Origin of the sequence: Bacteroides ilei (assembly GCF_900128495.1) — a bacterium.
Taxonomy (GTDB): Bacteria; Bacteroidota; Bacteroidia; order Bacteroidales; family Bacteroidaceae; genus Phocaeicola; species Phocaeicola ilei.
In genome coordinates, this window is sequence record NZ_LT635801.1 from 233,815 (window position 1) to 257,854 (window position 24,040).

Genomic DNA, 24,040 nt, shown 5'->3' on the forward strand with positions numbered 1-24,040 from the left:
TCTTAGTTGATAGTCAGCATAAACGGCATACGTGCCTGCAGGCGGTCGGCATCCTTGAGGTTTTTCAGGAACTTGAAGCCTTCGTAATATTCACCGAAATTTTCTTCCAGCCGTCCGTTGATGTAGTTGTCGGCCTTGGTTTCCAGCAGACTGGTAAGGAAGTTGCCCGGCTCCGGATAGCTTACTACCGTATAGTTTTCGATGCCTGCGCGTTTCACGGCTTCGTCCATTGCTTTGTCAATACCGCCCAGTTCGTCTACCAGCTTCAGGTCTTTTGCCATGCTTCCTGTCCATACACGGCCTTCGGCTATCTTTTTCAGCTCGTCAATGGGTATGTTACGTCCGTCGGCACAGCGTTTGGTAAAGAGTTCGTAACCCTTGTTCACCATGTTCTGCATCAGGGCTTTTTCGTCTTCTGTAAACGGACGGGTAATGTCACCCATATCGGCCAGTCTGTTGGTCTTGACTACATCGAAATGAAGCCCCAGTTTGCCGGTTACCAGCTTTTCCGTATTCGGTACATAGCCGAAGATGCCGATGGAACCTGTCAGTGTAGTAGGTTCGGCCACGATCCAGTCGGCTGCGCAGGAAATGTAGTAGCCGCCCGAAGCTGCATAGTCGCCCATGGAAACCACTACCGGTTTCTTTTCTTTCAGCAGGGACACTTCGCGCCAGATCTGTTCCGAGCCGTAAGCACTTCCGCCCGGAGAGTTGACACGGAATACCACAGCTTTCACATTTTCGTCTTCACGCAGTTTGCGGAGGTCCTTGATCACTTTTTCCGAGTTGATGCCTTCATCATTCATGGATGATGTGGAACCGTCGATCTCTCCATAGGCATAATAGACGGCTATGATGTTCCCGCTCTTGTCTTTCGGTACGTTGCGTTTTACGTTGATCATGTCTTCCAGGTCGAGTGTGTTCAGGTTGTCGTCCTCTTCGCATTCTGTCAGCTCTTTCAGGTAAGCCAGCACCTGGTCCTTGTACATCAGTGTATCGGCCAGGCCGGTCTGTACATAGGTTCCGGCAGGCTGCAGGTCCATGTTTCTGTCGGCCATGGAGTTCAATGAATCTGCAGGAATGTTTCTCGATACCGATACGCCGTTCACAATCTGTCCCCAGATGGAGTTCAGGAATGCCTGGGTCTGTTCGCGGTTGGCTTCACTCATTTCCGTACCGATGAAAGGCTCTACAGCCGACTTGTAGGTTCCTACGCGGAAAATCTGCATTTCGATTCCCAGCTTGTCAAGCAGGTCTTTCAGGAACATGGTCTGTGATGCCAGTCCGTGCCATCCGATGGAACCGGAAGGGTTGACCGCTATCTTGTCGGCTACCGATGCGAGGTAGTAAGTACTTTGCGTATAGGCGCCGCCATAGGCTACAATGAATTTCTTGCTTTCCTTGAAATCGAGCAAGGCGTTACGGATTGCTTCCAGCGAAGCCGGTGAGCAGGCCAGAGCGCCTGCATTCAGGTAAATACCCTTTATCTTTTCATCGTCTTTTGCCTTACGGATGGAAGCCAGGATGTCATCCAGTCCGCTGGTATTGATCCTGTCGCCCATCAGCTGGTCTATCGGACTGGACTGGTACCGTTCTTCCACCGTCCCGCTCAAATCGAGCACGAATATGGAATTATCTTTTACCACAGTTTCGGAACCGGATGTAGAGGCAATCATGCCGGCCAGGCTGGCGATACCGATAACCGTAAAAATGATTCCGGCTACTATCAGTCCCAGAACCGTCGCAAGGGTGTACTTAAAAAAGTCTTTCATGATACGTGTTGCATTTAGTTTATGTAATTATACAAAATTATTCATTTTCAATCAATACTTTGGTAAATTTTACCGCTAAATTTAAAAAGAATCGGCATTAGTCGGTTTAAAACACATATTAAGTTGCTGATAACAAGCACGGAAATTTACGGTCTGTTAATTGTTGGTAAATCAGAATAGTCCCAATACTTTAATTATAACTAAGGAATCACTCCTTATACAATACGTGCAGGCACAGGCCTTGAAATTCAAAATCGTCCAGTTTGCCAACGTATATTCAGGTGTCTGGAAATCCGATCTGGTTATCTATACTACTAGATTATCAATTTTCAAAGGCAGCATAAGCTTTCGCAATGCTGTCTGTACAGAGAATGGAGATACCCGAAGCGTATGTTTTTATAATGTGTACTCAATACGCCAGCAGGTCGGACACCTGGCCGACACTGCCGTCGCATGGCGCGGGCTCGATGCCCAGCAGATGGGCCAGGAGCGGATAGATGCAGGTGTTGTCGAACAGCGCAGTGCGCACATATCCGTGCTTGAAGTCGGGACCTTCGGCCCGGAAGGGCACGCAGAGGTCCGACGCCGTGGGGTCGAAGCCGTGGTTGCCGAGGTTCACCCGCCCGTCTTCGGACACCAGCCAGCCGTTGTCGGGCAGGGCCACGATGGGAGCCACGTTGGAGTTAGAGCCGTAGCGCAGGTAGGCAGGCACGTTCTCCCGCCGCCACACGCGCAGATGGGGCACCAGTTCCAGGGCTTTCAGAATGTCGTCTTCGTGTCCGGTCTTGGGGAAGATCAGCGTGGGCAGGTCGGCCTGCACGCGCTCGCACCAGTCGGGCTGCAGGTAGTCCGAGAGGCGGATGATGCGCTCCGGCGAAGTGGCGGCCATGCCGTGGTCCGAGGTGACGATGAAGTTGATGTCCTCGCCTTCGGGCAGAGCACGCAGTCGGGTATACAGAATAGCCAGCAGTGAATCCAGCTTTTCCACCGCCTGGCGGGTTTCATGCGAAGCCGGACCGTAACGGTGGCCGCTGCTGTCGGGTTCGTCAAAATAGAGCATGACGAGCTGCGGTCGGCGGTCCTGGGGCAGCGTCAGCAACCGTTCCACCTCGTTGAGGCGTTCGCCGTAGGTGAGCAGGGGCTTCCGGGCATAGTCGTGATAGTAGTCGGGATACTGTCCACGGATGGCCACGTCAGAGCCGGGCCAGTAGACTACTCCTACACGGACGCCCTGTCGGCGGGCTGTCAGCCAGATGGGCTCGCCGCCGTAGAACGAGCCGTCCTTGCCCGTCACCTTGTCGCCGATGCTGAAGGTACGGCCCGAAGCCACGTCGTAGAATTTGTTGGCGATGATGCCGTGATGGTCGGGTACCAGGCCCGTGGCCAGTGTGTAATGGTTGGGGAACGTCTTCGAGGGAAACGAGGGGCGCATTACCGCGCGGACGCCGCGACGGCCCAAGGAGTCGAGGAACGGCGTATTGTACATCTGCAGATAGTCCCAGCGGAAGCCGTCGAGTGATACGATGACCGTCGGATGCCCTGCGGCATACAGGCCGAGGACCACAAACAGGAATATAAACAGTACAAATTTTCTCATGGGACAAATATATAAAAAGTCACTACTGTCCACTAAAAATGGACAAGGTTAAAAATTAAATAAATTCGATTCACTTGAATCATATCGGTCTTTGACATTTTTGAAATTCGATTTGTCAAACAAGTCACTGAGATGTGTTTTGTCAGTTAGAGAAATTCCGAGAATTTGGAGAACTTCATAGATGCTGCGTTCTAATTTCATATCGTGTTGGACTATTGCTACTAGGCAGTAAGTGATTATCGCACAATAGATTTGTATGCGTACAGCGTTTTCCGATGTTCCCCAAAACTTCTTAATTCTGAGGTGTTGTTTTATCCATTTGAAGAACAGTTCAACACTCCATCTGTTTCGATAAAGCGATGATATTAACTCCGCAGATGCATTAAGATTATTCGTCAGAAAGATGTATCGTGTACCGTCTTCAGGATTCTCAACGATGAGTTTTCTAAGTTCTTCGGGGTAATCCTTAGAACTTTTATAAACCGTAAAGCAGCCGATTACATCCGAAACTACACCTTCCGGCAATCTTCGTTTCCAGGTTTTAGGCTTGATCCGTACATTTGTTTTGGCTCGTACAACGAAGAAAGCGCCTATACGATTTATTGTATTAAGGTTGCTGAAATCGTTATACCCTCGGTCGAATATGTAATGCGCTCCTGATTCGTATGGAATCTCAGACATAGCCTTTGAATCGTGAATATTGGCAGATGTAATATGCACAAATGCAGGTACTTCCGCTTCAATATCGTAGAGCGTATGCAACTTTATTCCGCCTTTATGTTTGCGAAATTTAGCCCACTCAAACACTGACAGGCACAGATCAATCGTTGTAGAGTCAAATGCATAAACATGACCGTCAAGTTCGAATATTTTATTGATTCTACGCTTGCGAGCCTCGGCAATCATGAATGTTGCGTACTCTTCGAAGATGCGGTAGTTACGTTGCTCATTAGCCTTACTAAGATTGCTCCGAGTTACAGACTTCCCGATTCCTAGATGGTAAAGTTTTCCAGCATGAGCTTCCATAGCCACAATCAAATCTCTGAGACTCTCTCGATTAGATAGCTGACCGAACATCATCGTAAGTAGTTGATTCCAACAGGTATAGCTTTTGATATATTTATCGCCTTCATACTTTGTAACGATACGATTGAATTTACTTCGGTCAAGGAACTTAACTAATTGGGCAAAAATATATGGGTCTTTATGCATAACGGTCTGAAAATTACCACAAAAGTAAATTCAAATCCGTTCTCTCCAAAATCCCCTATAACAAATTGAATTTCAATAATTTCAAGGAACTTCTATGATTTTTTAGTGGACACTAATGATAAAAAGTAAAGAAAGAGCGGCAAACTGGCGTCCTTTTTTCATTCAGGTATGCCGGTTTACCGCTCTCTTTCAATTATCAATTATTATTTATCAATTCTCCATTAATTGAAGTAGTATTTCACGCCGATCTGCATCTTCCAGCACTGGTCGTAGTTGCGGTTGAACGTCCAGCTGGTGAGGGGTGTGCCGTCGCTGTTCTTGAACATGGAGAAGTAAGGCGTACCGTTTTCTATCTTGTCCACCTTCAGGATGGCGCCGTTGTTGCAGTTGCTCATGTTCTTTTCTACGCCCCACTTGGAGTTGAAAAGGTTACCCACGTTCATGATGTCCACGCTCAGCTGCAGCTTGTTGGTGGTTTTGCCCAGCTTCAGGTCGAAGTCGTGAGCCCAGCGGAAGTCGAAGCGGTGTACCCAAGGAGCGTATGCGCTGTAGGCTTCGGCATACTCGCCCTTGTGGTTCTTCAGGTAGCTGTCCTGGTTGACAAAATCCCAGAAGAGCTGGCGGTCGCTCTCGTTGGTGAAGTGGATTTCGCTGTCGTCCTTAGGAATGTACATCAGGTCAGTGTTGTTGCCGTCGCCGTTGAGGTCGTTGGAGTAGACGAAGCTGTAGCCTACACCCCGGTAGCCGGTATAGAACAGACTGAAGTGGTCCTTATGATAGGTGTAGCTGACGGAAGCGATGATGCGGTCGGGGATGACGTACTGTGAGTTATGCAGTTCCACGTGGTTCGGACCGTTCACCGAGTAAAGTCCCGACCAGGCCGATGAGGCGTTGCTACCCGGCATACCGGACATTTCCTTCATCACCGTATGGGTGTAGGCAGCCATCAGGTGCAGGTCCTTTACCGGTTCGGCGGTGGCCGTCAGGTTCATGGTCCAGCCGTAGCCCTTGTGGGTGTTGGTCAGCACGCAGGCGTTGCTGAAGTTGTTGTAGTAGCGGTAGCTGCTGGGGTAGATGTAGCGGTTGTCGGCTCCCTGAAGCTGTTCCCAACTGCCGTCGATGGGCTTGATGTTGTAGTTGTCCAGGATAACGGCGTTCACGTTCTTCGTATAGGTAAACTCACCGGTCAGGGTCAGCGGGAAGGCCACGGGGAACTGATAGTCCACGGCCAGTGACGACTTCCACACCTGCGGCATCTTGAAGTTCTTGTCTACACCGGCAATCTCACTGGGCACCGTACCCTCATCGGGGCTGATGCTTTCGGGGGCTCCGAGCAGTTCGCGGATCTGGTTGACGTCCGTCACCAGTCCGCCGGCAAATTTCTGCAGACGGGGGTCGGACGATGTCACGACGCCGTTTGAATAATAGGTGTCGGCATGTACCAGGTTCTGCACCATGCCCGAGTTGGTCGGCATGTTGGTGAAGAACACAAGCGGCAAACGACCGGCAAAGAGTCCCGTACCACCGCGCACCTTCAGACTCTTGTCGCCAAATACATCCCAAGTAAAGCCGATACGCGGTGAAATCTGTACGTTGCCGTCAGGCCAGGCTCCGGTGTCGATGTGGCGGCCGCCGAAGTCCAGGTCATAAATAGCGTTGTTGCGCATCAGGTCGTCGCTGTTGAAGGCCAGCAGGTCGAAGCGGATACCGCCCGTCAGCTTCAGGTTTTCCTGTACATTCCACTCGTCCTGTGCATAGAGGCCGTACTGGTTGAATACCACTTCGGCATTCGGATTGGTTTCGCCGTTGTAACCATAGGCCAGGCCTACTGTTTCGGGAACGCCACCGTTCAAGAAATCATCCAATGAACGATAACGGTAATAACCTGTTCCTCCACGCATATAAGAGTTATTGGCTAATTGGTGTTCAAAACTGAATCCTGCCGTAATTTTATGCGCACCTGCATAATAAGTGAAATTATCGGTTATGGTTGTAATCTTGTTCTGTACACGGTTATTATAAGAGAAAAGTTCATAACCTAAACTCATGTAAGGAGTAAGGCTCTGTGTAACAGTACCGTCTGCTGCTGTTTCATAACCTCCCATAATATCGATGAAAGGGAATGGCGAAGAGTTGGATCCGCGCGCATCCTCAATGTCTGTGTAGGTGAAGAGCAGTTGGTTGGAAATGTTGTTGCCGAAGCGACTGTTCAAGTCGGCCGAAACGGTACTCACCTTGTTGTCCATAGAGTACATTGAATTGGCAAAAGACATGGAGTATTGAGACAAACGGTCCATGTTACGAAGACGATATCCTGTATCGCTGGAGTTGCCGTTGACAGGATTCCAAGCGGTATTCTTTGTATAGTTGTAACGAACGGCCAGATGATGGTTGTCTGTAATGTTCCAGTCGATACGTCCTAACAGCTTCAGGTTGCTTTCATCAGCCGGAAAATCAGTAAATGAACCGGTATCGTAGCCATAACGTTGCATCATGAAGTCGCGTACCTTCTGCAAGTCGGTTATCGTAGTACGTGAAATGTAGTTATCAGGATCAGCTACACCGTCTTCCGACGCACGCCAACGATTGATGACCGAAGGGATCTTGGAATATTCGGCATTGGCAAAGAAGAAAAGTTTATTTTTCACAATCGGTCCGCCCAAGGTAAAACCATAAGTGGTATTGCGGTTGGTGCCGCGTTCACCCAGATCGGCATTGTCAATACGGTTACCATGCATGTTTTCGTTGCTGTGGTACAGTAGGCTGTACCCTTGAAGGTATTCGTACCAGACTTGGTTACAGCATTGATACCGCCGCCGATGAAGTTGGTCTGACGTACGTCAAAGGGGGCTACCACAACCTGTACCTCGTCGATGGCATCCATTGAAATAGGCGTACCGCCACCAGGCAGGGCAGATGAAAGTCCGAAGTTGTTGTTCAGGTTGGCACCGTCCAGTGTGAAGTTGGTGGAACGGCTGTCTCCTCCGGCAAAGCCCATACCGTTAGCGTAAGGCGATAGGCGCACGATGTCCGAAATACTGCGGTTTGCGGTAGGTAGAGCCGTCAGCTGAGTGTTAGAAATGTTGGTCGTCGCACCCGTCTTCTCGGCTGCAAACTTGGAGCGGGTACCTGTCACAACTACTTCTCCTAATTCGGTAATGTTCTCGGAAAGACTGACATTGATGTTATAGGTTTCACCTAACTGAAGTGTAATATCATCAATGATTTTATCTGCATACCCGATATAGGTGATTTCCACTTCGTATGGGCCACCTACACGCATACCTTGAATAGCCCAACGTCCATCTGTATTGGTAATCGCGCTATAAGTTGTACCCGAAGGTTGATGAACGACTCGGACTAAGGCACTGATAACGTCTTCGCCCAATTCATCGGAAACATGTCCAGACATTGCTGAAGTAGTAACCTGAGCATTCATGACTGCCGCCCCCAAAGACATTAGGACGACTAAAAATAATCGCATTTGTCTTGCCATAATTTTTGTATTAAAATTATAAAGATTTAAAATCTGTGTGCAAAAATAAGAGAAGTAAAGTATAAATATGTTACAAAATGATGAAAAATCAGTTCTTAAGAGTGTTAATCTTGTCAAGGTAGCTTGACTAATTAGACTTGATACGCATTGAATTGAAGAAGATTGGGCCTTTGGAGAGCGTATGGTTGTGTAATGGGCAGAAACCCGGATATCCTGAATAAATGTTTACAGGAAAAAGATGCACAAAGAACTTGTAATCCGGAGTAGGACTTCAAGTTCTTTTTACGGGAAGTACAAGTTCTTGTAACCATTGTATATTCCGCCACGACAATTTTATCGGCTGTTTTTCAGCCGATAAAATAAAAAAGTCCGTAAGAAAATATTTTTGTTTTAACATTCCGGTTTATAAAAACATGGCAGAAGAGCCTTCTTGTCGCAGTTATTACCATGAAGAATACATTCAAACAAGTGCTTCAGGTAATCCTGAGGATCTATGTCATTAAGTTTGCAGCTTTCTATCAGAGAGAAGATGAATGCCGAGTTTTCTGCGGCTGCCTCACTTCCTATATTCATGCAGTTCTTGAGCAGCAGCTTTACAGGTTTCATCCTTTGCTCACAGAGGTTGTTCGATATTTCCGCCGAACCGTCCTTGAGGATATTTCTCAGGGACTTCCACTGGTTTAACGTATAGTTCACGGCCTTTCTCATCAGTTCGTTTGCCATGATTTTGGTATCCTGCATCATCATGACCACCTTATGATGGATACGCTCAAGAATCGGTCCCGTAAGCTTAAGTCTTTTTTCCTTAATCTGCTCGCCGCTGAGTTTCATCATACGGAACAGGTCTTCATTTCTGAACATATCACCGATAGGATTTATTATGTCCATCGCCGTCCTGTCTGAAGGCAAGGCATCAACCCACAACCTCCTGCAGTGCGTCCAGCATCCTATGTGAAGCACCTTTGAGGCTTCTCCGTCAAACATCCTGTAAACCGTATATCCGTCAGTGGATATGGTTCCCATAAAATATTCCAGGAACGACTTTGCCGTATCGGAAGACCTGCTGCCGTTGTTATAGTGATAATAGACCATCTTTATATGCTTTGCAAAGAAAGCCCATAAGTACTTTCTCCTGTAAGCCTTACCTTCCGGTGTTTCAACTCCAACGAGTTCGGTAGTCTCATCAACCATAAGGTATTTTGCCCTCTGTACAAACTCCTTGAATGCATCTCCGATAAATTCCTTTAGTTTGGCGATTCCGTTATGGATATAGCTGTTCAGCGTGGTGTTGCTTATATGGATACCTTCTCTTGCAAGCAGCCTTATCTGTCTATTTTCAGGCATGCTGAAGTCATATTTCAGACAAAGCAGGCGGGCAAGCAGTTCAGGAGAGAAGATTCCTCCAAGGTTTTTCAGCGGATGCTCCATCGTGCTTGTGAAAGTGCCGTCGGCAAGCTTTACCCTCGCCACCTTGTACACATGCTCCACATTATGAGCCCTTACATGTTCTATGACCCTGTATTCCCACACATCAGCCATTCCGTTACGGTTCATAAGCCTTGCACCATCCGGGAGTTGGTAATAATCTTCTATTTCATGAACAACTACCTTATCCACCTTCAGCCTGGTCTTTTCTGCACGGGGAGCTGTTTCCTTTTTCCTTGAAGGCCTGCAGTTCTGTGCAGGTACGTTACCGGAAGAGGTATTGCTGCCAGTACCGTTACCATCTGCCTTATTATTATCATCTTTCTTATCAGAGCCGTCATACTCGGACTTCTCCATCGCAGACTTGTCAATGTTACGGTTGTTCAGCAGCCTTCTTTGCTCGGAGGTACGGCCGAAACGATGTTTCCTGCTGTCCTCAAGCTGAAGCCTGAGATTGGAAACCTCATTTGCCAGCATCATGTTCACCTCGTCTTTTGCCTCAAGCTGCTTTCTCATAAGTTCCATTTCCTTTCGATAGTTTTCGACTGTTGCGGACAACTCATTGATTGTATCAACCAGAGCCTTGGAGTTCTCTTTGTTTGATTCTTCAATAGCCTTAAGCCTCGCAATCAGTTCGTTTACCTGTTTGCGAAGCCCTGCCTTTTCCTCATTCGCCAGACCCAGCTGGCAGCAAAGTAACTCGTATGCTCTTTCATCAATCATGATATAAAGGTACGAAAAATCAGGCAGTTACGCAAACTTTTTACCGTTTATTTTTATATTATTTTATTGATAATCAGTGTATTAATATTAATATTTCGGACTAACGTACATCTTGTCAACCACTATGCTTTCCGTAAGATAGGCCATATCCGACCATTGTATCCGGTAGCATTTGGAGACCTCATCAAATACAGGTTTCTTGAATCTACCCATGACTGGACGTTTCTCGTAAAGCACATAAAATCCGCGTTCATAATGAAGTATCTTAACGACCTTCCGGTTACGGGACATGAACATATATACATTGAATGCATCGCTCGGGTCAAGTGACATCTCTTCCCTTATACTCTCACACAGTCGGAAAATGCCTTTCCGCAAATCCACATTACCGTTGAACAGGTAATAGTTCAGGTTAGCACTCAGTCCAAGCATATCATCCTATCATTTTATTAAGCAACAAGCTCAAATCAAGAACTGTGGTGTTTCTCAGGAACAGTGTCGCGCCGGATGTCAGTTGCAGTTTCACCCACTTAATCGGAGATTCGCCTTCAGGATGTTTCACTTCCAACTTCACGGTTGGACTGTTGCAAGGCTTACCGGTTATCTGGACTTTGGCAACCTTAGGTTGTTCAGCCTGGACTGTCTTACCCAACTTCTCGCTCCACAGCTGGTGACGCTGCCAGTTCATGAACTTGTCGTAGTTTACTCCATAATCAGCACAGAACTCCCGAAGATCCTTGGTCTCGCTGCACAACTGGTAGAGGTCATATACCTCCTGATAGTTTACTTTTTCTTTTGCCATAATCATTATTGTTAAAGGTTACGGCGCAAAGGTAGGGTTGTGAATAATGTGCGTCAAGGCGGAAAATAGTATGCTTACCAAGTTCTTTTCCGGATTCTTCAAGTTCTTTTACGAGAATGTCCTTGGAGAATTGTAGGTGTTTATATTATTGCTGATTATCAGTATATTGCGTTTTGTGTAATTATGAAAATCGTATGAATACTTATTGGATGAATAGTAATAAAAACGGACGGAAATCTGAGAAGGATTCCGTCCGGATGATAGATTATTCCACTTTTAAATTATTGACCGGATTTTCATGTGATGCTTTCCGTCCGATTAGCCAAATGGAAACTAGTGAAATGACGATTATGACTGCGAAAGCGATGAAGAATACCCACCAAGGGGAAGCGAATGGTACATTAAGCCATTTATCTAATAAATGGTATCCGATATAGGTAAGTGGTATGGCAATAATTAGACTATATCCTAGTGAAACCAGAGTGAACTTCATCAGGCTAAGTTGTTCGTTCAGAGAAGTCGACCCGAATACCTTTCGGATTGCAATGTCCCGTTTCCGCTGTGCGATGAAATAGATACTCATGGCTGTCAGGCCCAGGAATGAGATGATGAATGCCGCGATGGTGAATACACCCAGAATTTTCTGCAGTTGGATAGAACTATGGTATAGGGCTTTGATTTTTACGTCGTACCAGTCCGATTGTATGGTGACGGATTGTGTCAGTCTGGCGTAAAGTGCATCAGTTTCTTTCTTATATGCTACTAGGTCTCCGTCAGTCATCTCAACGGATATGTTCCAAGGATAAAATTCGTCCGGTGATACAATGGCTATCCGTATAGGCTTCTGTCCTGACGTAATAGTACGGATCTGGAAATTCTTGAATTGTCCGGCAATACGGAAGTTCCTGTTGTTTTTCACACTCGTCAGATAGTCTGTCTGTCCGGTATTCTCTAGTATTTCCATAGTTCTTTCATCAATGAAGTAGTTATTTTGTCCGTCAGGCATCGTGTGTCTGTCTTCTGTTATTTTAATGTGGTAGATGTTTATGAAGGCAGAGTCGACGATGAATGTTTGGAATTCCAGGTTCTTGATACTGTCTCCGGTTTCGATATACATATTAAATGAGTTCCCTCCTTCTGCAGGTAAACCTTGTGAGAAGGATACTTGTTTGACAAACGGGAGTTTTTTCAGTTCATTCAGGAAAATCATCTGTGTCTTTTTGTCTCCTGTCGTGGTGTAACAGAGTACGTTACCGTATGTATATCCTAGCGGTGCGTGCAACATACGGTATATCTGTACACTCAGATAGAGTGCACAGCTCAGCATAGCTATGGTGATACCGTTCTGTAAGATATTCAACAGGCGTAGATAGACAGTCTTAGTCTTTCGGCGGAAGGATCCTTTGACTATGTCCAGTGGGTTATAGTTTGAGAGGATGGTGGCCGGCATAAATCCGGAAAGGATAGAAAGTAGGCCGATCAACAACAAGCATCCGATGATGGTAGCAGCAGATATATTACCTAGCACATCCAGTCGTGTCTGCAATAAATCCATGGCAAAAGGTTCTGCGATTTTTGCCAATATGACAGCAATGATGAAAGCGGCTGAGGTAAGCAGGAATGATTCTGATATAAGTCTCCAGAATATATCGGGACGTGAAGAACCAAGCAGCCGACGGGTGGCCATTTCCTTAGCCCGGTAACTGGTTTGGGCCAGGCTCATGCTGATATAGTTAGATATAGCCATCAGCAGAATTAATATTCCGATTATCAGGTATATGATCACTTTCTCAAAACTATATTGATTCAGTTGGGTCACGTATCGGGTCTCATTGAAGTAGAATTTCCTGACGGATGCAAAATGTGCTTCATTGATATTCCCGAGTCTGTATATCCAGAAAATGTCATGCAAGTAGTTTTCCACATCCTTCCTTTTTGCATTCAGGTCGGCTCCTGGGATTGTCTTGAAGAAAAGCGATGTGCTGCCGGCATTGTCCATTCCGGTTGCCTCGATAGCGGCAATCTTATTGAGCCTGCTCATCAGTTCAAAGGGCATGAACGCTTCCGTATTGTCAGGAATCATGGAATTGTTGAAGTCCTGTACAACACCGGTGACAGTAATCGGTGTGTCATCGAACACATCGATTTTGACGGTTCTTCCTATTACATCTTCAGTTCCGAAAAGACGGTTGGCTGCGGAGCGGGTCAGTACGATGCTGTTATTGTCAGTTAGTACCTCTTTTGCATTTCCGGTACTGAGTGGAAAGCCGAAGAAGTCAAAGAAATTCTTCTTGACAAGAAAAACATTGATATGTTGTTTGTTACCGTCGATGATAATTTGCGGTGGCATGAAATTGTCGGAAATTGCGCACCAATCTTCGATTTCCGGATAACGGCTCTGCATGTATGTCCCTAGGTTGTAATGTCCACCAGCAAATTTTTCATTGTAAAAGACCATGATGCGGTCGGCATCTTTCATGTCTTTGTCAATAGTGAATTGACGGATGACCAGATTGCTTATCAGCAAGATGAACATGAGTGATACGCTTAGTCCGATAGTATTGACCAGCGTGAAAAGCTTGTTATGGTTCAGGTATGTGAAGTATGTTTTCAATCCTTTCATAGGCTTTAGTTATTTATCTTTCGGAAAAAGCATATTGATGCCGTATTATTCGCTCTTTATGGAATTGATCGGATTTTCATGTGCATTTTTCCAGCTCTGATAAGTTACCGTGAGCATGGTGGTCAGACTCACGAGCAGGAAGGCCGCGATGAATATCCAGGGAGAGATGGCTGTTTTCACACTGAAGTTTTCCAGCCAGTGTCTGCCTACCCACCATCCGAACGGCGCCGCAATGATGAAGCAGCCTGTCAGGATAAGCAGGTAACGGCGGTTGAACATATAGAGGATGGCGTTTGTACTGCTTCCCATGATTTTCCGCAGACCGATTTCCTTGCGGCGGTATTCGCTTTCGAACATGGTGAGACCGAATACTCCGATCAGGCTGATCAGGATGGCAAGGATGGAGAACAGCACAATCTGGTGGGTGAAGCGCATTTCCTTGGCGTAATTCTGAGCCAGCACTTCGTCCATGAAATATACGTTCGGTTCAATGTCCGGATTGAATTTTTCCATGACCTTGCGTATCTCCTTTATGGCTTCAATCTTATCGGTTCCTTTTCCTACACGGATGTTGATCTTGTTTTCCCATCCCCAGCCTTCATGATCCTTGCCCATGATGAAAAAGGCCATCGGTATTTGGTTATCGTCATTACGGAAACTGGTGTAGCGGATGTTTTCACAGAAGCCTACAACCGGATAGTCACCGGGCAATATCGGCTGGTCTACTTTCAGCCACGGGTATTTCTTGCGGGCCGCTTCGTTGAAAATGTAGACATCACCGTCGGTCGGCAGGAAATTACGGCCTTCCGTCAGTTTGATTCCCATTACGTCCAGGTAATGATAGTCTACCGGCAGACAGTTGAACTGCATGCGCTGTTCGCCTTCGCCTCGTCCCCAGCCCATGTAACTGTCGCTTGAGCTCAGTACGAAACGGGATACGGATGCTCCCTCTACGCCCGAAATATGGCAAAGTTCGTTGATGATGGCATCCTTCTGTTTTTTGATGTGATGATCCAGGTCGCAGATGATGATTTCATCCTTGTTGTAGCCGTAATCGCTGCTGTTGATGTAATGGCTTTGCAGGTACATGATACCCACGGCAATGATGAGTACAAAGGATACGAAGAACTGGATGCATACCAGGCCTGTACGGAGCATTTTTCCTTTGGGAGAAAGTCCGAACGAACCTTTCAGAACCAGGGCGGGAGGGAAGGAGGTTACATAGTAGGCCGGATAAGCTCCTGCCAGTACACCGACTATCAGACTTATGACAAACATGCAGGTGAGCAGGAGGCCGTGTTCGCCCAGTGCCAGCCGTGACTGTACCAGTTGCTGTATACCGGTATCCATGCTGACGGCGATGAGGCCGCAGGCCAGTATGGCGGCAATGAGACTGAGCAGTGTCGATTCAATGATGAGGCTTCCCTGCAGAGATGCCTTGGATGCTCCCAGAATTTTCTGTGTATTGATGCTCTTGATGCGCATCGGCGTTTCGGCCAGGGTGAAGTTCATGAAATTGATGGCTGCAATGACGATAATCAGGATGGCCACGCAGAAAAGCAGGAAGACGCTGGTACGGTTGCTTGCATTGGAGGAGACGATGGGCGAGAAATGGATATCGTCCATAGAAATCAGTTGGATAGACTGCTGGTCGAATTCGATTCCTTCCAGTTGCTTGAAGGTTCTCTGAAGTCCTTGGATGATATCGGTTATGGCTGCTTCCTTGTCTTCCGCTCTGTTCAGCTTGATGAACAGGCTGAAACTCCATTCGCTCCAGTCGTCTTTCCATGCCCCGTCAATGAATGAGAAATAGATGGCGTTTTCACAGGTGGTGTTGATCGGATAATCTTTGTAGACACCCCCTATGGTAAGCTCCTGGTTGTCGGTGGCACGCCCGTAGAAGATATGTTTCCCTACAGCGGAAGTGCCCGGAAAAATCTGTTTTGCCAGTGATTCAGGAATAATGGCTACACCCAGTTCTTTAAGGGCGTCTGCCGAACCTTCTACCATTTGTGGGGAGAACGGCTCCATGAAATTGCCGAATCCTCTTCCGTAGGAATAGGTGAAGATGTGGTCTCCCACCTGGAATTCATATTTTTCATACCACCCTCCGAGAGCGCCGCTTTCTATACGTGCCGACTGTTGTATGATCATTTCGCCCAACGGACGGGGTACGACGGAGACCGGATCTTTTCCTTCTCCCTGGTTGAATACGACCCTGTAGATACGCTCATGGTCCTTGATGCCTTTGTTGAAGTTCCAGTCGTAGTCAATCTGGGTCATGATGACAAAGAAAGAAGCGAATGCTATGCTCAGCCCGATAAGGTTCAGAATGCCGGCAGTAAAGAAACGCCGGAAGGTATGTGTAAAGTTTCGTATAAATGTTTTCATAAATGTGATGCTCCGATACAAAAATTAAAGTTTCAATGGAAAAGCAAGGATATTCAGTCTCCTATTTTCAGTCCGCTTTTGTCGATATTCCCTATTCCGTCACGTGACAGGTCGGCATCTTTCACTTTCCCGCTTAAGGTAACGGAACCTATTCCTTCTACATTGGCTTTCAGTTTGTCGGCAAATACGTTGATATCAGCTTTACCTACACCTTCCAAGGTGAGGGTTGCTTTCTTGCAGTGCAAGTCTTTTATTTCCATTTTTCCTACGCCGCTTACATTGAATTCGATATCGTCGGCTTCCAGCCTTTTGTCACAGACAAACGAGCCTACACCTCCGAATGATACATTCTTTAGATTGGGTGCCGTAATCCGGATGGTAATCCCTTTTTTGACATTTTTCATCTTTTTCTCGAATTTAATCTTGAGTTTCTGGTTCTCGACCGAGATTATGGTATTTTTTACATACTTGGCTTCTCCTTCAATTTCACAGGAGTAATTTTTGCCTTGAGTAAAATATACATCGCCTACACTTTCAATCTCTATAGAATGGAAATCCTTTATTTTACGTACATCCTTGATTTCCGTTGTTTCGTCTTTGTCCTTTTTCTCGGCTTTTGCGAATCCGCAGCTTGTTGCAAAAAATGTAAATAAACCAGCAATTGCCAGGAATTTGTATAATCTCATTTTCATAATCTGTTTTCTCTATTTAAGGATTAATACTTCATTGTCTTTATAACTTTCGTAACCCGAAATGATTACCCGTTCTCCTTTTTCCAGTCCTTCCAGCACTTCATAGTATTGTGGGTTCTGGCGTCCGATACGGATTTTGCGCCGGTAGGCTTTCTGTCCGTCCTTGTCGACTACAAATATCCAGTTTCCGCCGGTAACCTGGAAGAAGGTCCCTTTCGGAATCAGGACACTTTCGGTAGGTTCTCCAAGCTGGAGGTCGATGTAGTAGGTCTGTCCGCTCCGGATATTTTCCGGCCTCTTTCCTTCAAATACCAGGTCGGTACGGAACTTTCCTTCACGTACTTCGGGATATACCTTGCGTACCTTCAGGCGGAAGGTGCTTCCCTGGCGCTCGAAACTTGCGGGCAGTCCGTTTATGACGCGGTCTATGTAGTGTTCGTCAATCATCGCTTCAATCTTGAAGTCCGAAAGGTCGTTGATCTGTCCGATCATCTGTCCGGCGTTGATGTTCTGTCCCAGTTCGGCGTCCAGCAGTCCCAGTTCCCCGTCGATGGTGGCACGCACTTCCAGCTTGTCTTTCCGTTCACGTATCAGCAATACGTTCTTACGCATGTTCTGCAGGTTCTCTTCCATCTGGTCCATCTGTATGTTGCGGTAGATGGAGTCCTGCTCCAGCCGGCGGGTAACCAGTCCGTGTTTCTTCTGGGCCACTTCGTAGTCTTCCTTTGCCTGCAGAAACTCTTCGCGGCTGATGAGACGCTCCTTATACAGGCGGCTGTACTGCTCGAAGGTACGTTTCTTGCGGCGGGTATCAGTGTCCAGCTGTACCTTTTCGGTTTCGTTGTTCAGCTTGTCCTGCTGCATGGTGACCTGTGTATTACGGAGGAGGTTCTGTTTTTCGGCCAGTTCCGATTCGGCGTTCAGGATCTGCAGGTCGAGGTTGGAGTTGCTGAGCCGCAGAATGACATCACCTTTCTTTACGTGGGTGCCTTCCTCCACAACCTTTTCACGGACGATTCCGCCTTCTTCCGGACTGATCTGTACAACCGAAATCGGCTGTACCTGGCCGTTCAGCCGGATGTAGTCATTGAATTTGCCGTAGGTCACGTCGGCTATGTTCAGGGTCTTGCCGTCGACACGTAAAGTCGATGCGTGGTTGCCGAAAATGATCCAGGCTACAAGTGCCAGCAAGGCTACACCTCCCGCAATGTAGGGAATGTGTTTTTTCTGGATGCCTTTTTTCTTTTCCAATTGTATATCCATAGTTTGATGTTTATGCTGTTAAAATTACATGTTGTTTTCTGTACGGATCAGCTCTTTTCCTTTGTAATAATCCACCAGCCGGCATTTCAGCAGGTAGGTCAGTTTGCTTTGCAGCAGGTTTGTCTCACTTTCCAGCAGGGTGGCTGCGTTGTTCTGCACGTCGAGCGAAGTCATCAGCCCTTCTTCGTATTTGCGGCGGGTAACGTGATAGGCAATGGAGTCGGAAGCCACTTTCTTTTCCATCTGTATGCTTTCACGCAGGTAGCCTTCGCGGTCCTGTACGGCCTGGAGCACCAGCTTCTGCAATGCTTCTTTCTGGGCTTCGTATTTTTCGCACGAAATCCGGTAGTCGTTCCTTGCCTGGCGCAGGGAGGCGATGCCTGAAAAACGGTTAAAGATAGGAATACTCATGCTGATACCGAAGTAGGAACCAAAGTTATTGTTGAACTGGTCGCTGAATTTCAGATATCCCGTTCTGTGCAGCTCTTTGTAGTAGGAGGTGGATACTCCTCCGAAGAGGGTGATGGAAGGAACCAGGTTGCCCCAGTACATCTTCCGGTTCATATCGGCCGCTTTCTTTGCCATTTCGGCCTGCAGTATGGTCGGGTTCAGACTGAGTGCCTGACGGAATACCTCATCGGCCTGTTCCTGCGTCAGTTCCATATGGTCGGCAGTCGAACCTTCCAGCAGGGTGGTATCGAGTGCCAATGTATCGCCGGCAGGAAAGTTCATGGTCTGTTTGAGGGTAAGCATGGCCGTTTCATACAGGTTCTGCTGATGGGTCAGGTTGTAGGAATCGGTAGCCCGCTGCGCTTCTATCTGCGCAACATCGGCCTGTCCTTTCAGTCCCAGCTCTTCCTGGATCCGTGTCTTGTAGAGGAGTGAATCGCTGTCGGCCAGTTTTTTTCTGGCCAGGCGGCTGGTTCCGTAATAATACAATGCATTGATGTAGGCCTGGAATGTTTCAAGTGCCGTGTTGTCGTGTGCTTCCTGTACGGCCGCCTTACCTAACAGGACATTGGCTTTGGTTTTCCTCACCTGGTTGATGAGGCTTCCGCCCTGGAAAATCGGGAGAGACGCTTCCATGCTGTATGCATTGTTGAATGTAGACTTGGATATATAGGTGTTGGTTTCAGGGTCGACCGAACGTCCGAAGTTGTATTGGACGCTGACTCCCGCATTGATACCCGGAAGGAACTGTCCTATGGCCTTCAGGTGGTCCATCTTATAATTGTCGGCTTCCAGTTCACGCTGTCTGACCGTGCGGTTATGCTCTACTGCATAACTCATGCAACGGTCTATGTTCCATACGTCCTGGGCTGTAAGACTCAGGCTGCATAGACAGGCTGCAGACAGGATAGCTTGTTTTATCTTCATCGTATTCATCATTTTACGTTCGTTTTTACCTGGTTTCGTTCAAATTCCGTGCCATAAATGTATTATGCTGTTTATCAGATATATATAAATGCAGTGTATTAGCCGTGGTGTCAAAAAATTAGACACCTGTTGTCTAAAATTTTGTCACATGCCTTTTTATGTTTTTATCATGCTTTCGCTATCTTTGCAATGTTACATATAGAATGGGTATGATGAAAAAAGGAACTTTACTGGTTGTTGATGATAACAAGAACATCTTGACATCCTTGCAATATCTTTTAGGAGAATATTTTGAACGGGTCATTACCATCAGTTCTCCGGTGACAATCCCTACCTTGCTGGCGAGTGATCCGGTTGATGTGGTACTGCTCGACATGAACTTTTCGTCGGGGATCAACAGCGGGAATGAAGGTCTGTACTGGCTGCGTGAAATCAAACGCCTGCGCCCGCAGACCGAAGTGGTTCTTTTTACTGCTTATGCAGACATTGATCTGGCCGTTACCGGAATAAAGGAAGGAGCTTCCGACTTTGTAGTGAAGCCTTGGGACAACGAAAAGCTGGTCCGTACGTTGCAGGAAGCCTATGAAAAAGCCGGAGGGAAGAAGAATGGAAAGAAAACTCAGGCGGCACCGGAAGATTCCGGATCGGAAATGTATTGGGGACATTCCCCGGCTATCCGTCCGCTGAAGATGCTGGTCGACAAAGTTAGCGCTACCGATGCCAACATCCTGATTACCGGAGAGAACGGTACCGGTAAGGATATGCTGGCAAGAGAAATACACCGGTTGTCGAACCGCCGGAACGGACCGATGGTTTCGGTCGATATGGGAGCCATTACCGAGTCTTTGTTCGAGAGCGAACTCTTCGGGCATGTGAAAGGTTCGTTCACCGATGCCCATTCGGACAGGATAGGGCGTTTTGAAGCTGCCGACGGAGGTACGCTGTTTCTGGATGAGATAGCCAACCTGCCTTATCATCTGCAGGCCAAACTGCTGACCGTTATACAGAAGAGATGCTTTGTACGTGTGGGAAGCAATACTCCCCAGCCGACCAACATCCGCCTGATATGTGCCACCAACCGTGATCTGGACGAGATGGTGCGTAAGGGGGAGTTCCGTGAGGACCTGCTGTACCGTATCAATACCATTCATCTGCATATTCCGGCGTTACGGGAAAGAAAAGAGGATATTCTGCCTCTGGCCAAGATGTTTCTGGAAAAATATGCCCGGCAATACGGTCGTAACGTAACCGGGTTTACTCCCGAGGCTGCACGTAGGCTGTTGGAACATCCGTGGTCGGGTAACATCCGTGAATTGCAGCATACGATAGAGAAATCGGTAATCCTTTCGGACGGTGAGGAACTCCAGGCAGACATGCTCCAGTTGTCGCCTGTCGTACAGACTCCAGCCGGAGAGGAGACAGGAACAAACCAGATGCCTTTACAGACACTGGATGAAATGGAATGTAATATGGTGAAGCGTGCCATCGACCAGTGTGAAGGGAACCTTTCGCAAGCTGCAGCCTTGTTGGGAATTACCCGGCAGACTCTTTATAACAAGATGAAACGCTATGGAATATAAATGGCTGTATACCATATGGTCCCGTGTATTCCTGCTGGTTGTGGGGACAGTCTTGCTGACATTGGGCGTCAGTCAGGGGAATATGTTGTATCTGGTTATAGGAGGTGTGGCTTGTGCGGCTACGTTTCTGGTGACTTACCGCTCACAGAGCCTGCTGCGTGAGAAATGCTGGCTGATTCTGGAAGCCATCCGCAACAAGGACTATACCTTCAGGTTGCCTACAGGTGGTAACTGGGGTGGAGAGAGTGTCTTGCAGGAAGCCTTGAACAAGTTCGGCGACCTGATGGGGGAACAGAAACAGCTGATGGAGCAGCGTGAGCGGTTTTATGAAAAGGTGCTTTCCAGTGTGACGTCGGGAGTGATTATCCTTGACGAGAATATGAAAGTGGTACAGACCAACCCTGCCGCTGCACGCCTGTTGGGGCTGCCGGTTTTGGGTACCTTGCAGCAGTTGGAACGGTATGGTGAGGAGGTCCCGCAGAGTTTGCGTACCTTGGTGGCCGGAGAACGCTGTAACCTTCATTTTACCGGGCCTAAAGGCGATGTGGATCTGCTGGTACGGGCTTCGGAAATGATGGTGGGAGGCAATAAGGTGAGGATACTTACACTGAACGATATCCGGAATGAGTTGGATGCCAAGGAGCTTGATTCGTGGATAAAGCTGACGCGCGTACTGACACATGAAATCATGAACTCGATAGCCCCTATCTCTTCGTTGAGCGAGACCTTCCTGAAACGTAAGGATGTGGTAGGTACGCCTTTATATGACGGAATCCGTGTCATACATGATACATCGGTGGGACTGGTATCGTTTGTAGACAGTTACCGCAAGTTCTCGGCCCTTCAGAAGCCGTCGCCCGAACCGTTCTATGTGCTTGATATGTTGCGGCAGGTTGAAAAGTTGGGCCTGGTTCCGGAGAACGTGAAGATTACGTTTCAGGTGGAACCTGATGACCTGATGGTTTATGCCGACCCGAACATGATACGGCAGGTGCTGATCAATCTGTTGCGGAACGCCGGGCAGGCTATCGGAAGCCAAGGGGGAAATATCCATGTGCGTGCCTACAGTGCGGCCGACGAACATGTATTCATTTACGTAAGCAATGACGGTCCCGTCATACCGGAAGAGGTGGCCAAACAGATATTCGTTCCGTTCTTCACGACCAAACAGGACGGGAACGGTATCGGGTTGTCATTGTCGCGCCAGATCATGAAACTGTCGGGTGGAAGCATCAGTCTGCTGCGGGCAGGTACCAACGGCTGGAATACGACTTTTGTCCTGGAATTTGAATAGAATTCTCATTTGTCGGCCGCTTCGGTCTCTTCGAAGAAGATCTTTCCGTTTTTCTTGTCGACTGTAACCAGGCTTCCCTTTACATTCAGGCTGAAAGGCGTGATTTCTTCATTCCGGTTATCGACAATCATCAGTGCGCTTTCGTCGGCAAACCGGTTGACCTGTAGCTTTACCTCCGCATCGGGCATGGCCCTGTTCATCAGCAGGCTGTCATTGATATATACCGAAATGCTGTCGCCTGCAAAGTTTTTTGTCAGGGAAATCGTGTACATGTCCTTGAATACCTGCTTGCCGGCTTCCTGCTTGTCCTGTCCCCGGAAGCCCAGATAGAGGAAAAGGCAGACGATGAAGAACACTCCGAAGGCGAGTATGCCGTTTCCGATCATGAATTGCTTGTTGCTGTTGATGCTTTTCTTGTCCATTCCGTTATGTATTGGTTGACTGTCGCAAATGTACATATTTTTGCGGAACGGGAATAAAAAAAGTCCGGATTTATGGCTTGTGCCACAATCCGGACTTTCTGTAATTGTTTTTATTGAAAGATTTATAGGGTCCAGCCTTTTGTCCAGTCGTTGTCGGCTTTTACGGCTCCTTTGTAATTGGTGCTTTCAAAGAAGCTGTCGCTACCCGACAGGTCCTTGCCTCCATCTTCTGTTCCAATGTAGTTGCCGGTCCAGTTGAATGTCTGGTTGGTCTCGTTGCCTGTAGCTGCGGCAAACATACTGTTTGTATAGATATTTTCTTTGGATGAGAGTTCTCCGCTTATTGAGACATATTCCAGTTTTGAAACGCCGTCTTTCAATGCATTTTCCGTGCCTTCCGTTTCTACAGTCAGCGGCAGAGTCTTGCCTTCAATAATTGAATTGTAGAGTTCGACTTCTGTTCCCGCACGCAGACGTACACCCTGTGAATCACTTCCGTTTCCGATGAGGGTAGCGTTGGCTATTACCGGATGGGCAATAGGAGTAGCTGCATTGTTGTTTCCGTTATTGTCACATTCCATCAGACAGTCGCAGTTGTAGCCCAGTGAAGATTCCTTTTCCTGATAAGCTACCAGGAACTGTGCTTTTCCGTTCCAGCCTTCGGTCCAGTCGAAGGAATCGTCACTACAGCTGGTTGATACCAGGTATTTTACATTGACCGAGCCTCCGAAAAATTCGAAACCGTCGTCAGAACCTTTATAGGCTTGTAAGTGCTCTACGGTAGTACCGTTACCTACGCCATAGAAAGACACTCCGTTTGCTTCATGTTCCTCGTCGAATGCATATCCGGTATATTCCAGACGGATGTATTTTAAAACGCCCGAGTTGTCGGCATCATTGTTGCCTCCATAGGGAGCGTTTCCGATTTCAGATTTTCCAGTTCCGCCTTCGGCGTTGGTGTGTGCATATCCGCAGATGTGTATACCTCCCCATGCTCCGTATTCCTTTTTGGTTGAAGTCATGACAATCGGGTTGGAAGCTGTACCTTGTGCATTGATCTTGGCTCCTTGTTCAACCAGAATGTAGTCTACGTTATCGTCATATTGGGCAACGATGGTCACTCCTTCGGGGATAGTCAGTGTTGCACCGCTCTTTACATGAATACCTCCGTTTAGCTTGTATTCCTTTCCGGCTTCAAGAGTTACGTCGGATGTGATATCCGAATCCAGGACATATTCGGTCTGGCTGTCTCCGCCATTGTCTGTTCCGTCTGTTACAGGATCATCACTGTTACTGCAGGATGTCATGAATGTCATACCGGCAACGAATGCCATCATAGCAAATTTCCAATTCTTTTTCATAAGTGTAATT

At 47.4% G+C, this 24,040-nt stretch carries 15 protein-coding genes and 1 pseudogene; 2 read left to right on the forward strand and 14 right to left on the reverse strand.

Annotation, left to right across the window (positions count from 1 at the left end; all coding sequences use genetic code 11):
• Positions 1–2 precede the first annotated feature (2 nt).
• The 12 genes and pseudogenes from sppA to BQ7489_RS01105 form a co-directional block, all read right to left on the reverse strand.
• A complete protein-coding gene (sppA, locus tag BQ7489_RS01050; protein WP_072529681.1) occupies positions 3–1,772 on the reverse strand; it encodes a signal peptide peptidase SppA in 1,770 nt (589 codons plus the stop codon).
• Positions 1,773–2,181: 409 nt separating this feature from the next.
• Positions 2,182–3,369: an alkaline phosphatase family protein gene (locus tag BQ7489_RS01055; protein WP_072529682.1), complete on the reverse strand. Its 1,188-nt coding sequence runs from the start codon at positions 3,367–3,369 to the stop codon at positions 2,182–2,184.
• Between the two features lie 48 nt (positions 3,370–3,417).
• Complete coding sequence (locus BQ7489_RS01060) at positions 3,418–4,581, reverse strand: IS4 family transposase (protein WP_072529683.1); 1,164 nt, start codon at positions 4,579–4,581, stop codon at positions 3,418–3,420.
• 221 nt (positions 4,582–4,802) lie between these two features.
• Positions 4,803–8,077, reverse strand: a pseudogene (locus BQ7489_RS01065) (TonB-dependent receptor).
• A gap of 390 nt (positions 8,078–8,467) precedes the next feature.
• Entirely contained in the window at positions 8,468–10,225 is a 1,758-nt protein-coding gene (gene tnpC / locus BQ7489_RS01070; RefSeq protein WP_072529684.1) for an IS66 family transposase, read from the reverse strand.
• 87 nt (positions 10,226–10,312) lie between these two features.
• Positions 10,313–10,657 (reverse strand): IS66 family insertion sequence element accessory protein TnpB, encoded by a 345-nt coding sequence (tnpB, locus tag BQ7489_RS01075; protein WP_072529685.1) that lies wholly within the window; start codon positions 10,655–10,657, stop codon positions 10,313–10,315.
• Between the two features lies 1 nt (position 10,658).
• Complete coding sequence (locus BQ7489_RS01080; RefSeq protein ID WP_008668732.1) at positions 10,659–11,027, reverse strand: hypothetical protein; 369 nt, start codon at positions 11,025–11,027, stop codon at positions 10,659–10,661.
• A gap of 265 nt (positions 11,028–11,292) precedes the next feature.
• Positions 11,293–13,650, reverse strand: coding sequence for an ABC transporter permease (locus tag BQ7489_RS01085; RefSeq protein ID WP_239496908.1), 2,358 nt, complete (start codon positions 13,648–13,650; stop codon positions 11,293–11,295).
• A 45-nt stretch (positions 13,651–13,695) separates the two neighbouring features.
• Positions 13,696–16,041, reverse strand: coding sequence for an ABC transporter permease (locus BQ7489_RS01090; RefSeq protein WP_072529686.1), 2,346 nt, complete (start codon positions 16,039–16,041; stop codon positions 13,696–13,698).
• A 53-nt stretch (positions 16,042–16,094) separates the two neighbouring features.
• Positions 16,095–16,727 carry a GIN domain-containing protein gene (locus tag BQ7489_RS01095; protein ID WP_072531960.1) on the reverse strand — a complete coding sequence of 211 codons (633 nt, stop codon included), beginning with the start codon at positions 16,725–16,727 and terminating at the stop codon, positions 16,095–16,097.
• A gap of 18 nt (positions 16,728–16,745) precedes the next feature.
• Positions 16,746–17,996 carry an efflux RND transporter periplasmic adaptor subunit gene (locus BQ7489_RS01100; RefSeq protein WP_072529687.1) on the reverse strand — a complete coding sequence of 417 codons (1,251 nt, stop codon included), beginning with the start codon at positions 17,994–17,996 and terminating at the stop codon, positions 16,746–16,748.
• Between the two features lie 24 nt (positions 17,997–18,020).
• Positions 18,021–19,385, reverse strand: coding sequence for a TolC family protein (locus BQ7489_RS01105; protein WP_239496909.1), 1,365 nt, complete (start codon positions 19,383–19,385; stop codon positions 18,021–18,023).
• A gap of 197 nt (positions 19,386–19,582) precedes the next feature.
• Here BQ7489_RS01105 and BQ7489_RS01110 point away from each other — a divergent pair, with 197 nt between their 5' ends.
• Together BQ7489_RS01110 and BQ7489_RS01115 are read left to right on the forward strand one after the other, a co-directional pair.
• Positions 19,583–20,953 carry a sigma-54-dependent transcriptional regulator gene (locus tag BQ7489_RS01110; RefSeq protein WP_072531962.1) on the forward strand — a complete coding sequence of 457 codons (1,371 nt, stop codon included), beginning with the start codon at positions 19,583–19,585 and terminating at the stop codon, positions 20,951–20,953.
• Positions 20,943–22,247 (forward strand): sensor histidine kinase, encoded by a 1,305-nt coding sequence (locus BQ7489_RS01115; protein WP_072529688.1) that lies wholly within the window; start codon positions 20,943–20,945, stop codon positions 22,245–22,247. The genes BQ7489_RS01110 and BQ7489_RS01115 overlap by 11 nt, the downstream gene beginning before the upstream one ends.
• A 5-nt stretch (positions 22,248–22,252) precedes the next feature.
• Here the strand turns inward: BQ7489_RS01115 and BQ7489_RS01120 are convergent, their stop codons facing one another.
• Both BQ7489_RS01120 and BQ7489_RS01125 read right to left on the reverse strand, forming a co-directional pair.
• On the reverse strand, positions 22,253–22,669 hold the full coding sequence (locus tag BQ7489_RS01120; RefSeq protein WP_072531963.1) for a hypothetical protein: 417 nt from the start codon (positions 22,667–22,669) through the stop codon (positions 22,253–22,255).
• Between the two features lie 122 nt (positions 22,670–22,791).
• The gene (locus tag BQ7489_RS01125; RefSeq protein WP_072529689.1) at positions 22,792–24,030 is read right to left on the reverse strand and encodes a hypothetical protein; all 1,239 of its coding nucleotides are present in this window, start codon (positions 24,028–24,030) and stop codon (positions 22,792–22,794) included.
• Positions 24,031–24,040: the final 10 nt, after the last annotated feature.